Below are 13594 nucleotides of genomic sequence, written 5' to 3'. Positions count from 1 at the left end.
AAAGGGTTGATCGGCGTGGGTACTGGTGGGTTAACGGGAGGGTGGGGCACATGTCATTTGTCAGTGTGACGCCGGAGCTGGTGGTTGCGGCGGCTTCGGACTTGTCGGGAATCAATTCGGCGATAGCCCAGGCGAATTCGGTTGCTGCGGCAGCGACAACAACGGTATTGCCGGCCGCCGCCGATGAGGTGTCGGCGGCGATCGCGGCCTTGTTTGGCACCCACGCACAGCAATACCAGGCGATCAGTGCAGAGTTGGCGGCCTTCCATGACCGATTCGTGCAAAGCCTGAACACCGGCGCCGGTTCGTATTTGCGGGCCGAGGCGGCCAATGCCGAGCAGGGTTTGCTGGGGTTGGTGAATGCCCCGACCCAGGCGCTGTTTGGACGTCCGCTGATCGGAGACGGCGCCAACGGGGCGCCCGGTAGTGGCCAAGCCGGTGGAGCCGGTGGGTTGCTGTACGGAAACGGTGGTGTCGGTGGCTCAGGCGGGGTTGGTCAAGCTGGCGGGGCCGGTGGAGCTGGCGGTGCCGGCGGCTGGCTCTACGGCAATGGTGGCGCCGGCGGGGTGGGCGGTGCCGGCGCGGTCGGTGGGGCCGGTGGCAACACCTGGCTCTGGGGTAATGGGGGTGTCGGCGGAAGCGGTGGTGTGGGCAGCGGCTCCGGTGGTGCCGGTGGCTCCGGTGGCTGGCTGTATGGCAACGGCGGCGCGGGTGGGACCGGTGGGGTCGCTGACGGCGTGGGTGAGGGCGGCGGCCACGGTGGCGCCGGTGGTAGTGCCCGGCTGTTGGGCACTGGCGGTGCCGGCGGTGACGGCGGGGCCGGGTTGGCTGGCGCCTCCGGCATTTCGGGCATCGCGGCCGGCGAGGCCGGAACGGGCGGCGGTATCGGCGGTGACGGCGGTGTTGGCGGTGACGGCGGGGCCGGCGGGTGGCTGTTCGGCAATGGTGGCGCCGGTGGAATCGGCGGCACGGGCGGTGCGGGTGGTGCGGGTGGCTTCGGTGCCTCGGGTGACCTCGCCATCAACCAGGGTTCGGGCGCCGATGGCGGTGCCGGTGGAGCGGGTGGTGCCGGCGGCAGTGGCGAGGCCGGTGGGTGGCTGTTCAGCGCTCACGGGGCCGGCGGGGCCGGCGGCACCGGCGGGACCGGCGGGACTCCTGGTGATGGAGGCGGCGGCGAGCACGGCTCCATGGCGGTGAACCCGGGTGGCGGATTTGGTACCGGCGGTAACGGCGGAACCGGCGGTGACCCCGGCGCCGGCGGCGCGGGCGGGACCGGCGGTTCCGGCGCTGGCGGCAGTCGCGCCTCGGCTGGCGCGACCGGATCTACCCCGAGCAGCGGTGGCAACGGTGGCGTCGGCGGTGCTGGTGCGGACGCGATCACTACCGGCGGCGCCGGTGCGGCCGGCGGCACCGGCGGTGATGGCGGTCTGGTCGGCGATGGTGGCGCGGGTGGTGACGGTGGTGCCGGACTGGGTGGAGTTCCGGGAACATCGGTGATTTTCCCGGGCGGACAGCCCGGGAGCTCGGGCGGTGACGGTGGTGCCGGTGGCGCCGGCGGCGCTGGCGGTGACGGCGGATTGGACGCTGGAAACGGTGGTGCCGGCGGGGTCGGCGGAATCGGTGGCGCCGGTGGGTCCGGCGGTGATGGTTCGGTCGGTGTCGATGCCACTGGCGCGGGCCAGGATGGCGGGGTCGGCGGAGCCGGTGGTGCCGGTGGCGCCGGCGGCGCCGGTTGTGATGGTGGCGCGGGCGGTCACGCGTTGGCGGCCGGCTATGCCGACGGTAGCCAGGGTGCCGGCGGTGCCGGCGGTGCGGGCGGGATTGGTGGTGACGGTGCGGTCGGAGGCAAAGGCGCCGAGGGGTCGGCGGCCGCCGGTGCTGGCGCGGATGGCAATGATGGCGGCAATGGCGGCCGAGGTGGAGCAGGCGGTCGTGGCGGTCATGGTGGTGTAGGCGGGGCCGGACCGGAGGGCCAGACCGGGACGCAAGGGGTCGGCGGCGACGGCGGCGATGGAGGTCTGGGCGGACAGGCCGGTAACGGTGGCGACGGGGCCGACGCCATTGTCGGCGGTGGCAACGGCGGCGACGGTGGTGACGGCGGCGACCCAGGTCTTGGAGGCGCTGGCGGACAGGGTGGCGCCGGCTCGACCGCGGGGATGGAAGGCCTCACCGCCGGCGATGACGGGCCGGGTCACGGCGGCGATGGCGGGGCCGGCGGCAACGGCGCGGGCGCTGTCACCACCGGCAGCACCGGCGGTGACAGCGGGGCCGGCGGCGACGGCGGTCTGGTTGGTGACGGTGGTGTCGGCGGGAACGGGGGTGCCGGCGCAAAAGGTAGCCCCGGCATTACGTTCATCAGCCCGGGTGGACTCTCCGGCACCGACGGCGGTGCCGGGAGCATGGGCGGAACTGGCGTTGCCGGCGGTGCCGGCGGCCTGCACGCCGGTGATGGTGGTGCCGGTGGCATCGGTGGCATCGGTGGAACCGGAGGCGACGGAGGCCACGGCGGCAGCGGGTCGGCGGGCGCCGATGCCACCGTAGCTGGAGCGGCCGGTCAAACCGGTGGTGACGGCGGAGACGGCGGGGCCGGCGGGGCCGGTGGCGCCGGTGGGCTGGCGCAGGCGACCGGGTACCTGGACGGCAGTCACGGTGCTGGCGGTTCCGGCGGTGCCGGCGGGCAGGCAGGCAACGCCGGCGACGGCGGCGACGGTGCCGATGCCACGGGTGCCGGCGGCAAGGGCGGAGCCGGCGGCAACGGCGGTGACGCAGGCGTTGGAGGCAGTGGTGGCCTCGGCGGCGACAGCGGCAATGGCACCCACGCCGCCAACGGCGCATCCGCCAACGCATACGGAACCGGAGGTAACGGTGGGGCTGGCGGCGACGGTGCCGACGCCACCGCTGCGGGGCAGGCCGGCGGCGCCGGCGGCGCCGGCGGGGACGGTGGGGTGGTCGGCGATGGTGGTGTTGGCGGTGCTGGTGGTGATGGCAAGGCCGGTGTGGACGGCACCTCGGCCGTGACTTCCGGGGCCTCGGGTGCTGACGGTGGTGAGGGCGGTGCTGGTGGTGTTGGCGGTGCTGGTGGTGACGGCGGGGCCGTTGCCGGTGACGGTGGCCGCGGCGGTGCTGGTGGCGACGGCGCGATGGGCGGGGACGGCGGTAGCGGCTTCGACGGACTTCACGGCACCACTCCAGGTGCGAATGGCCAATACGGCGGGGATGGCGGCGAGGGCGGTCGCGGCGGGGCCGGCGGGGCCGCGGTTGCGGGCCAGACGGGTAGCCAAGGTGACGGTGGCAACGGCGGTGACGGAGGTCACGGCGGTACTCCCGGCAATGGTGGTAGCGGTGCCGATGGCGCAAATTCCGCTATCGGCGTCAGTGCCGGGGACGGCGGGTACGGCGGAGCTGGCGGCAATGCCGGCGCTGGCGGGCTCGGTGGGGCAGGCGGTGCCGGCTCAACCTCGGGCACATCTGGACTTGACGGCAGCCGGGCCGCGGGCGGCAACGGTGGCTTCGGTGGAACCGGTGGCCTCTTCGAGGCCGCAGGGTCCGGCGGCGCGGGTGGCGTGGGCGGAGATGGCTCCCAAGGTGGCGACGGCGGGGACGGCGGTCTCGGCGGCAGCTCTCCCGGCGCTACGGGAGGCTGGGGCGGCCAGGGCGGTCTCGGCGGCGTAGGAACGGCCGGGGTGGGCGGCCACGGAGGAGACGGAGGCGACGCCGGTGACTCCGGCAGCTCCGCCTTTGGTGTGGGCAGCCCGGGTGGGGGCGGCGGTCAGGGCGGCTTTGGTGTCGCCGGCGGCGGAGACGGCGGCGACGGCGGGAACGGCGGGGCCGGCGGGTTTGGCCAGAATGGGGGTCCCGGCGGCGGGGGCGGTGGGGGCGGCCACAGTCTGGTCGGCCCCGGCGGGGATGGCGGGGTGGGCGGCACCGGCGGCAACGGTGGGAACGGCTCCCAACCGCCTTTCGGTTCCACTCCGGCCGGCAGCGGCGCTGACGGCGGAAATGGCGGTAACGGCGGGTCGAGCGGGTTCATTAGCGGCCAGCCGGGAACCGACGGCCAAGACGGCGGCAACCCCAGCGGACAGTTTGGCGGAACCGGCGGAACCGGCGGCGTCGGCGCCGGCACGTGATCACCACGCGCGTCGGCATCAACCACTTCAGTATCTTTGACCCCACCTAGCGCCTCTGTGCATTCGGGACGACGGCACGGTCGCGCTCGGTTTGGTCGGCCTGCCTTCGAGGCACCTAAGCACGCCATGAGGACATTACGCCGGAAACCCGCAGCAGGCACACGGAGTGAGGAAGATAGAGATGTTTACGATTGCCGCAGTTCTCGTTGCGGTGGTCGGCGGCTTCGTCCAGAGCTGCGCAGCAAGGACCGACTGGTCGCCGACGTTCACATGGTGTGGTGGATGGTTGCGGTGGTGGGGTTCAACTCACTGTTGGGAGCCGGCTTTCACGTCCTGGATGTCGCCCACATCGCCACATTGATCGGATACACCCGCGGTGACGGCGGCTTCCAGTGGGAGAACGCCATGGGTGACCTGGCGATCGGCGTGGTGGGGATCATGGCGTACTGGTTTCGAGGCCACTTCTGGCTCGCAACGATCGTGGTGCTCAGCGTACAATACCTAGGCGATGCCGCCGGACACATCTATTTCTGGATTGCTGAGCACAACGTCGAGCCGGACAACATCGGGGTTCCGCTGTGGATCGACGTTGTGCTGCCCATCATCGTGTGGGCGCTGTATGTCGGGTCCCGACGACACGGTGGTGACGCTGTGCCCGACCGGCCGGTACTCGGCTAGGCCGCACCCAACCTTTTCCGGCAAGCCCCGCGTGGGCATTTGTGCACATTGCCATTGGTAGGCGCATTGGTTAGGGGGATTTTGCCCTTGGCCGCCCGTAACCCGAGCAGCAACCATGGCGCGGTGTTGTGTCGCCTGACACGGCTTTGACGTGTCGGTGACCGCTGGCCAGGGGCGGGTTGCGGGAAGGTGCGAGATGTCTTTTGTGGGTGTGGCTCCCGAGATGGTGGCGGTCGCGGCATCGGATTTGGAGCGGTTGGGGTCGACGATCGGCGCGGCCAATGTGGCGTCGGCGGGGTCGACCACGACCATATTGGCCGCCGGCGCCGACGAGGCATCAGCGGTGATCGCGGCGTTGTTCGGCACGCACGCGGTGGAGTACCAGGCGATCAGCACGCAGCTCTCGGTCTTTCATGAGCAGTTTGTGCAGACGCTGACCGACGGTGTCGGCGCCTATTCGGCCGCCGAACTGGTCAACGTGTCGCCGCTGCAGAACGTCGAGCAAGACCTGCTGAACCTGATCAATGCTCCCACCCAGGCATTGTTCGGGCGGCCGCTGATCGGCAAAGGTGCTGACGGGGCCGCAGGGACCGGGCAGGCCGGTGCGGCCGGGGGCATCTTGTGGGGCAACGGCGGTAGCGGTGGCTCGGGTGCGGTGGGCCAGGCCGGCGGGGCCGGAGGGCGTGGCGGGTTGTTTTACGGCACCGGCGGCGATGGCGGTGCCGGTGGCACCGGGACAGGAACTCCGCCGCCTTTCGGCACGGGTGCCCCCGGCGGAAGTGGTGGCACGGGCGGCCATGGCGGCGAGAGCGGCTTTGGATGGTCCGGCCAGGTCGGCTCTGCGGGCGCCGGCCCCAACGGGGTCATCGGTGGCAGCGGTGGCGGTGGCGGAACCGGGGGCGGCTGAACACGTTGCGGCCGCCGCGAATTCTAGAGCCGGCCGCGATCTACCTATATCCCCGGCGCATGTCCTCGACGATGCGCGGATTGTCCAGGGTGGACGGCTCGAGCATGGTGGGTCCGACGTCGCTGGAGAACACGGTGGCGGCGTTGAGCACCGGCTGGTTGAGGAAACGCAGCGACGGCGCGTCGGCCGGTACGGCGGGGATGGGCGCGGTGCCGCCGCGCCTGGCCAGGGCGAATCCCCAGTCGCCGAAGGTGGGCACGTGGACGTGGTAGGGCGTGACCGCATATCCGGCGGCCTTGATGGTCGAGACGGTGCGCCAGAACGCGGTCGGGGTGGAAAACGGGCTGCCGGCCTGCACCACCATCAAGCCATCGGGGGCAAGGGCGCGGGCGGCAAGCGCATAGAACTCGGCGGAATACATCCGCCCCAACGCCGGAGTATCCGGATTGGGCAGTTCAACGATGATCGTGTCGAAGCGGCGGGACTGGCCCGAGTCAGTCCCGCGCAGCCATTTCATCGCGTCGCCGATCACCACCTGCACGCGCGGGTCATCCAGCGCACCACCGTTGGCCTCGCGCATGGTGGTGCGCGCCAGCTCGATGACCGCGGGGTCCAGTTCCACCTGCACGATCCGCTCGATGCGGGGCAGGCGCAGCAGTTCACGGGCCGCCAGTCCGTCACCGCCGCCCAGCACCAGCACCGAGCGGGCGCCGTCACCCAGTGCCGGGTAGACCAGGCTTTCGGTGTAGCGGTACCCGTCTCGGGTGGAGAACTGTAGCCCGCCATCGAGGTACAGACGCAGGTCGTTGCCGCGCCGGGTCACCACGATCTCCTGGTAGGAGGTGTGCCGGTAGGCGATGATCGGGTCGGCGTAAAGCTCTTTGCGGCTGGTGGTCTCGATGTCGCGGGCATGGACCAGCAGCGTGATCAGCAGCCCGAGCGCGGCAAGCAGACAGCACAGCGCCATCGCCAGCTGCCGGGTAGAAACGACCTGACGGAGCAGGAAGATCGACACGACGGCCGCCGCCACCAGGTTGACGATGCCGGTGGCGGCCGCACCGCGGATCATCCCCAGATGCGGCAGCAGGACGAAAGGCCAGACCAGTCCACCGATCAGGGCCCCCAGGTAGTCGGCGGCGTTGAGGTTGGCCAGGGTGCGGCCGGTGTCGGCCGCCCGGGCCAACCGGCCGCGCTGCAGGAGCGTCATCAGCAGTCGGACCTCGGCACCGACCAGTCCGCCGATCAGGGCGGTGCCCAGCGCAAGCACCCAGGTCGACCCATCGATGAAGGCGAACGCCACGTAGAGCGCCGCCGCGGACAGCCCGCCGATGATGCCCAGCAGGACTTCGACCGCGATGAAGGCGATGGCCGCGTGCGCCAGCAGCGGTTTGACCAGCAAGGCACCGGCACCCAGCGCGGCGATGTAGCCGGCCACGATCAACGAGGTGGCCACGATGCCGCCACCATCCAGGCTGGTCGACAGCGTGAGCAGCGCGAGTTCGTAGATGATGCCGCACGCCGCACATGCCGCGACGGCCGCCAGCAGCAGTGCCCGCCAGCGTCCCGAGGCCGTCACGGTCCCGACGGTGTCGGGTGCCGGTGCGTGATCAGTCGCGGTCATGACAGCGCGGCAGGGATCACACCTCCCACCGACAGCAGCATCACCGCGGTGGCAAAGGCTGCTGGATGCAGTTGGGTCGCCTCGATGTGACCCCGAAAGCGGCCCGGCACTGCAATTTCGAGGACTACCAGCGCCGCCCCTTGCAGGGCGACGCCGACGAGCCCGTAGAGCGCGACCCAGAGCAGGCCCTCGCCGAGCTGGTTGGAGCTGGTGAAGATGGCGCTGATGATGACCAGGGCCAGCGCGGCGTACATGGAGCAGGCCAGCACGACCGCGTTGGGGCGACGTTCGACGAACACCAGGGTGCGCAGGTTTCCCGGGGTCAGCAGGTTGACCATCACGAAGCCGACGATCAGGATGGCGAAGGCGACCAGGAAGTACAGAACGCTGGCGACCACGCCCCGCAGGAGCGGATCGACGCTGAGGGTGCCGAACTGGACTCCGGCCTGGTTGATGGCCTGGTAAATGGCTGTCTCCTTTGCGTGTGCGCCAAGTGGATCTTACTTGCTGCCGCCCGGGCCGCCGGGGCTGCCGGCCGAACCACCCGACGGAGATCCGGGATAGAACCCGGGGCCGAGAAAGATGTACGAGTCGTGGTTGTATCCGGCGCTGAGGTTTTCGACTTTGATGATGCACGGATGGGTGCCAGCGGGGCCGACGCTGACAATGTTGTGCCGGTAGCGCAGGTAATCGGTTTCGCCATAAGACGCGCGCGCGGCCGGTGACTTGTATCTTGACAGTGTGTTGGCCACCTGCTTGGGCGATCCTTCGCAGAGGTAGCGCGTTGCGTTGACGTCACGTGATTCTTACTGATAGTGCGAGGCGATATAGGAGCCGATGTTGCGGTTCAACAGGGATACTCCGAAAACCATGGCCACCAAGGCGGGGACGGCCAGCGCGCTGGCGATGACGAACAACCGGTTGCGGCTCATGGATGCCACCGACTCGTAGTGTGCACGACGGTCCCGCCGGATCCGCCGGGGTGCAGCGGGTACAGATGCCAGGTATGCCAGCGCCAGCCCTTGCCCTCGGGTTCGGCGCGCAGTGCGGTCAACGCGGCCTCGTCGCCGGGAAACACGCCGCCCAGCCAACCGTTGTCGCGGCTGCAGCGCTGTCGCAGGTCGTGCGCAAGGCTGCGGAAGCTCGATTCATCGTGCGTCTCGGTGCGCGATTCCAGGAGATAGCCGGGCGCCTCGGTGCGCTCGGGAAGGCTTTCACCGTGGCCGCCAACCGCGCAGGAGACCTGTTCGGAAAAGTCGCCGTCGCGGTGCGCCACGGTGATGACGTGTGATGCGCCCAGCACACCGAGCAGCAACGTACCCCCATCGGGGTGGTCCATCCGGCAGGTAGCCAGCGGCGGCGGCGCGGGCACGTTGAGCGCAAGCCCAAGGCGCGCCCCGGATACGTCGGCCGGAACCACGGCGAGCTGATGAAGCGGCACCGATCTAATCCCTAGCCGGCGGCCGGGGGCGCGGGGTAGACGGTCAGCTCGCCGGTCAGCACGGTCTTACCCGTGGAGATCTCCCACGGCATGTCCGGGGCCCAGCGCTCGAAACCCAGCAGCGCGGACTCGTCGGCACTGACGTAGTCGACATAGTCCATGTCCCCGCCGGCCGGCAGCCCTGTCGTTCCCTCGGTGGTGTAGCCGGCACGTCCCCGCTCCTCTTCCCGGAACGTGACGCCGTCGACCACGTGAACGCCGCTGGGCTGCAACGCAAGATCGGTGCGCTTGGTCCACATCGCGAGCTCCAGCCGCCCCTCATCCTCTTCGACACTGAACCAGATCGGCTCGTCGCCGCCTTCGAGCAGATGCTCCCACCACACGAAGGGGCCCTCGCGGAACGTCACCGATCCGCGCACCACATAGTCGACGCCGCCGTAACTGACGATCGCACCCGGGCCCAGTTGCCGTGGTCCGAACTGCGGCATCGCGTTGAAGGCGAGCGGATCTTGGCGCTGGCCGGGTTTGGCTGGTGTCTTGGGCCGCCGCAGCGCCACCGTGAGAACGATGATGGAGGCGATGAATAGCATCACGGCCAGCAGAACCAGCAGAGTTCCCACGCATACCCTCCAGTACCGCGCTGCCGTGCAGTGGTTTGCCAATCACGGCGCATCGATGGTGCTTAAACGTAACAGCTTCGCCGGGGCCGGGTGCAGCCAAACCGCATTGATCGGGTGAGCAACTCGCGCGTGTCCTGCCGGCCGGTGTCGCGGCCAGCCGCTAGGCTATCGAACAATTGTTCGGACTCGGCAGGGCGGAAGGCGGGAGCATGCAGTGCGGGTGATGGGCGTCGACCCCGGGTTGACGCGGTGTGGGCTGTCTCTGATCGAGAGCGGCCAGGGTCGGCAGCTCACTGCGCTGGACGTCGACGTGGTGCGCACGCCGTCAGATGCCCCGTTGTCGAGTCGGCTGCTGGCCATCAACGAGGCCGTTGAACACTGGCTGGAAACGCATCGTCCGGATGTGGTTGCGATCGAGCGGGTGTTCTCCCAGCAAAATGTGAAGACCGTGATGGGCACCGCGCAGGCCGGCGGCGTGGTCGCACTGGCGGCGGCCAAGCGCGGTGTGGAGGTGCACTTTCATACCCCGAGCGAGGTGAAGGCGGCGGTCACCGGCAACGGTACTGCCGACAAGGCGCAGGTCACCGCGATGGTCACCAGAATTCTTGCGCTGCAGACCAAACCGACGCCGGCCGACGCCGCCGACGCACTGGCGTTGGCAATCTGTCATTGCTGGAGGGCGCCTATGATCGCCCAGATGGCCAAAGCACATGCGCTGGCCGAACAACAACGGCGCAGCTATACCGCCAAACTCAAGGCCGCCCGATGATCTCGTCGCTACGTGGTGAGGTACTCGAGGTGGCACTCGATCACGTGGTCGTCGAGGCCGCCGGTGTCGGCTACCGGGTGAACGCGACGCCGTCGACTCTGGCGACGCTGCGGCAGGGGACCGATGCCCGCCTGATCACCGCGATGATCGTGCGCGAGGATTCGATGACCCTGTACGGCTTCGTTGACGGTGAGACCCGCGATCTGTTCCTGACACTGCTGTCGGTGTCTGGAGTGGGGCCCCGGTTGGCGATGGCGACGCTGTCGGTGCACGACGCCAACGGGCTTCGGCAGGCGTTGGCCGACGGCGATGTCACCGCGCTGACCCGGGTACCCGGAATTGGTAAACGCGGCGCCGAGCGCATGGTGGTGGAGCTGCGCGACAAAGTCGGTCCAGCGGGCTCGGCCGCCACCGCGCCCGCGGCAAACGGTCACACCGTGCGTGCTCCGGTGGTCGAAGCCCTGGTCGGCCTCGGGTTCGCCGCCAAGCAGGCCGAGGAGGCCACCGACAAGGTGTTGGCCGGCGACGGCGAGGCGACGACATCTAGCGCGCTGCGTGCCGCCCTGTCGTTGTTGGGGAAGGCCCGATAGCCGATGAGCACCGATCCCGATGAGCGCGAGGTCTCACCGGCGCTGACCGTTGGCGATGGCGATGTCGACGTCAGCCTGCGGCCGCGCTCATTGCGTGAGTTCATCGGCCAGCCACGGGTGCGCGAACAACTTCAGCTGGTGATTCAGGGCGCCAAGAATCGCGGCGGCACACCGGATCACATTCTGTTGTCCGGTCCGCCCGGGCTCGGGAAGACCTCGCTGGCGATGATCATCGCCGCCGAGCTTGGTTCCTCCCTGCGGATGACATCGGGTCCCGCGCTCGAGCGGGCCGGCGATCTGGCCGCTATGTTGTCCAACCTGGTCGAGCATGACGTGCTGTTCATCGACGAGATTCACCGCATCGCCCGGCCCGCCGAGGAGATGCTCTATCTGGCCATGGAGGATTTCCGGGTCGACGTGGTGGTCGGCAAAGGGCCGGGGGCGACATCGATTCCGCTGGATGTTGCGCCGTTCACCCTGGTCGGTGCCACCACCCGATCCGGCGCGTTGACGGGTCCGCTACGTGACCGGTTCGGTTTCACCGCGCACATGGATTTTTATGAGCCAGCCGAGCTGGAGCGAGTGCTGGTCCGTTCCGCCGGAATTCTGGGCATCCAACTCGGTGCGGACGCGGGGGCCGAGATCGCCCGCCGATCACGCGGGACGCCGCGGATCGCCAACCGGCTGCTGCGCCGCGTCCGTGACTTTGCCGAGGTTCGTGCCGACGGGGTGATCACCCGTGATGTCGCCAAGGCGGCGCTGGCGGTTTACGACGTCGACGAGCTGGGCCTGGATCGGCTGGACCGTGCCGTGCTTTCCGCCCTGACCCGCAGTTTCAGTGGCGGTCCGGTCGGTGTGTCGACGCTGGCGGTGGCGGTAGGGGAGGAGGCCAGCACCGTGGAGGAGGTGTGTGAGCCGTTCCTGGTCCGTGCCGGCATGGTCGCGCGGACTCCACGCGGCCGGGTGGCCACCGCGTTGGCCTGGACCCACCTGGGGATGACGCCACCGGCGGGAGCGAATCAGCCGGGGCTGTTCGAGTAGCGAGTGGGCCGGGCGGCGGTGCTGGCTAGGGAGAGCCGTTCGTCCCATCGGTGCCGATCAGCGTACCGCCGCTGCCGCCGGTACCGCCGGTTCCTCCATTGACGCCGTTGCCTCCGTTGCCCCCGTAGCCCACGGGTGTCGGGGTAAACGAGCCGTCGGAAATCACCCCGACGCTGCCGCCGGTGCCGCCGTTGGCCGCCCCCACGCCACTGCCGGCGTTGCCACCGTGTCCACCGGCGCCGATGCCGAACAACGCGCCCGCGTTGCCGCCGTCGCCGCCATTGCCCACGGCGTTGACGGTTGCCGAGCCGCCGTCGCCGCCCGCACCGCCGAAGCCCGCGCCGATGAGCACGGCGCCCTGACCGCCCTGGCCACCGGCGCCGCCGAAGTCGTTGGCGAATCCGCCGATGCCGCCGGCGCCGCCGACGCCGACGCCGACGAGTGCGACACCCTCACCGCCGTCGCCGCCGGCACCCGCGGTGGAGTTGGCGGCCCCACCGATGCTGCCGGCGCCGCCGACGCCCAAGCCCATCACGGCCGCGCCGGAACCACCCGCGCCCCCGGCGCCGCTGGTGCCGTTTGCGAAGCCACCGATACCACCGATACCGCCGACGCCGACACCGACGAGTGCGGCTCCTGCGCCGCCCGCACCGCCCGCGCTGGCGGCGGCGTTGCCGGCGCCGCCGATGCTGCCGGCGCCGCCAACTCCGACACCAAGCAGCGCTGTGGCGTCACCGCCCTGGCCGCCCAGGCCGCCGGTGTCGTTGGCGAAACCGCCGATGCCGCCGGTGCCGCCCTGGGCGTAGCCGAACACGGCGCCGCCCTCACCGCCCACACCGCCGGTACCTCCGGTGTGGCGGGTAACGGCGGTGGCTGAACCGCCCATGCCGCCGGCGCCGCCCAGGCCATAGAACAGACCGCGCCCGGCGCCGCCAGCGCCGCCGTCCCCTCCGGCCACGCCGCCGCTCCCGCCGGTTCCGCCGCTGCCGCCGACGGCCGAGAGCGCGCCGCCGGCTCCGCCGGCGCCGCCGATACCGCCGGTGCCCTGGGGAGCGTTGCCGCCGACCCCGCCGTTGCCGCCCCAGCCCAGCAAGGGCGCGTTGCCGCCGGCCCCGCCTGCACCCGCGATCTCGCCGATGCCGCTCACCGAACCGCCGGCACCGCCGTTGCCGCCGCTGCCGGCGAGCCAGCCGCCGCTGCCACCGGCTCCGCCGGTCCCGCCGAGGAAGCCGTTGCCGCCGTTGCCGCCGTTGCCGATCAATCCGGCCGAGCCGCCGCTGCCGCCGTTTTGGAGCCCCCCGCTGGTGAAGCTGTAGCCGTTGCCGCCGTTGCCGTACAGGATGCCGCCGGCACCGCCGTTGGGGCTTGTCGCGGTTCCGTTGGCGCCGTTGCCGATCAGCGGGCGTCCGAACAGCGCCTGGGTGGGTGTGTTCACCGCGTCCAGCACGGTGGATTCCAGGGTCTGCAGTGGGGAGGCGTTGGCGGCCTCTGCGCTTGCGTAGGCTCCGCTGGCCGAGTTGAGCAGCTGGACAATGCGCTGGTGTACCTGGGCGCCCTGGGCGCTGAGCGCTTGGTATTGCGCTCCGTGATTCCTCAGCATTGTGGCGATGGCGTGCGACACATCATCGCCACCCGCTGCCAGCACGCTGGTGGTCGGTGCTGCGACGGCGGCGTTGGCCGCGCCCAACGATGTGCCGATGTTTGCCACATCTTGCGCCGCCGCGCTCACTAGCTCCGGAGTCGCGAACACAAACCCCATCTAGGCCTCCACCCAAGTCAGGTCACCCGCACCAACAAGCT

At 70.3% G+C, this 13594-nt stretch carries 9 protein-coding genes and 3 pseudogenes; 6 read left to right on the top strand and 6 right to left on the bottom strand.

What is annotated here, in order from left to right:
* Positions 1 to 50: 50 nt before the first annotated feature.
* The 3 genes and pseudogenes from G6N41_RS22565 to G6N41_RS22555 form a co-directional block, all read left to right on the top strand.
* On the top strand, positions 51 to 4127 hold the full coding sequence (locus G6N41_RS22565) for a PE family protein (RefSeq protein ID WP_198965706.1): 4077 nt from the start codon (positions 51 to 53) through the stop codon (positions 4125 to 4127).
* Between the two features lie 181 nt (positions 4128 to 4308).
* Positions 4309 to 4805, top strand: a pseudogene (locus G6N41_RS22560) (DUF6790 family protein).
* 196 nt (positions 4806 to 5001) lie between these two features.
* Positions 5002 to 5706: pseudogene (locus G6N41_RS22555) on the top strand (PE family protein); the annotation flags it as partial.
* A gap of 46 nt (positions 5707 to 5752) precedes the next feature.
* Here the strand turns inward: G6N41_RS22555 and G6N41_RS22550 are convergent.
* From G6N41_RS22550 to G6N41_RS22530, 5 genes and pseudogenes are all read right to left on the bottom strand, one after another.
* Entirely contained in the window at positions 5753 to 7333 is a 1581-nt protein-coding gene (locus G6N41_RS22550; RefSeq protein ID WP_198965704.1) for a polyamine aminopropyltransferase, read from the bottom strand.
* Entirely contained in the window at positions 7330 to 7788 is a 459-nt protein-coding gene (locus G6N41_RS22545; protein ID WP_198967978.1) for a DUF350 domain-containing protein, read from the bottom strand. Before G6N41_RS22545 ends, G6N41_RS22550 begins: the two co-directional genes overlap by 4 nt.
* Before the next feature lie 45 nt (positions 7789 to 7833).
* Positions 7834 to 8265: pseudogene (locus G6N41_RS22540) on the bottom strand (DUF4247 domain-containing protein).
* Positions 8262 to 8774 carry a DUF2617 family protein gene (locus G6N41_RS22535; protein ID WP_020728487.1) on the bottom strand — a complete coding sequence of 171 codons (513 nt, stop codon included), beginning with the start codon at positions 8772 to 8774 and terminating at the stop codon, positions 8262 to 8264. The pseudogene G6N41_RS22540 and the gene G6N41_RS22535 overlap by 4 nt, the downstream one beginning before the upstream one ends.
* 11 nt (positions 8775 to 8785) lie before the next feature.
* The gene (locus G6N41_RS22530; protein ID WP_020728488.1) at positions 8786 to 9394 is read right to left on the bottom strand and encodes a DUF4178 domain-containing protein; all 609 of its coding nucleotides are present in this window, start codon (positions 9392 to 9394) and stop codon (positions 8786 to 8788) included.
* A gap of 214 nt (positions 9395 to 9608) precedes the next feature.
* On the opposite strand from G6N41_RS22530, the gene ruvC reads away from it, so the two are divergent.
* From ruvC to ruvB, 3 genes are read left to right on the top strand one after another with little or no spacing between them, the layout of a single operon-like run.
* Positions 9609 to 10163, top strand: coding sequence for a crossover junction endodeoxyribonuclease RuvC (gene ruvC / locus G6N41_RS22525; RefSeq protein ID WP_011739820.1), 555 nt, complete (start codon positions 9609 to 9611; stop codon positions 10161 to 10163).
* Positions 10160 to 10753 carry a Holliday junction branch migration protein RuvA gene (gene ruvA, locus G6N41_RS22520; RefSeq protein WP_198965703.1) on the top strand — a complete coding sequence of 198 codons (594 nt, stop codon included), beginning with the start codon at positions 10160 to 10162 and terminating at the stop codon, positions 10751 to 10753. The genes ruvC and ruvA overlap by 4 nt, the downstream gene beginning before the upstream one ends.
* Before the next feature lie 3 nt (positions 10754 to 10756).
* Positions 10757 to 11794: a Holliday junction branch migration DNA helicase RuvB gene (gene ruvB, locus G6N41_RS22515; protein WP_012393880.1), complete on the top strand. Its 1038-nt coding sequence runs from the start codon at positions 10757 to 10759 to the stop codon at positions 11792 to 11794.
* Positions 11795 to 11819: 25 nt separating this feature from the next.
* Here ruvB and G6N41_RS22510 read toward each other — a convergent pair whose 3' ends face one another.
* The gene (locus G6N41_RS22510; protein ID WP_198965702.1) at positions 11820 to 13553 is read right to left on the bottom strand and encodes a PE family protein; all 1734 of its coding nucleotides are present in this window, start codon (positions 13551 to 13553) and stop codon (positions 11820 to 11822) included.
* Between the last annotated feature and the right edge of the window lie 41 nt (positions 13554 to 13594).

This window comes from Mycobacterium shottsii, assembly GCF_010728525.1.
Lineage (GTDB): Bacteria > Actinomycetota > Actinomycetes > Mycobacteriales > Mycobacteriaceae > Mycobacterium > Mycobacterium marinum.
This window is presented reverse-complemented; position numbering and strand designations above follow the sequence as displayed.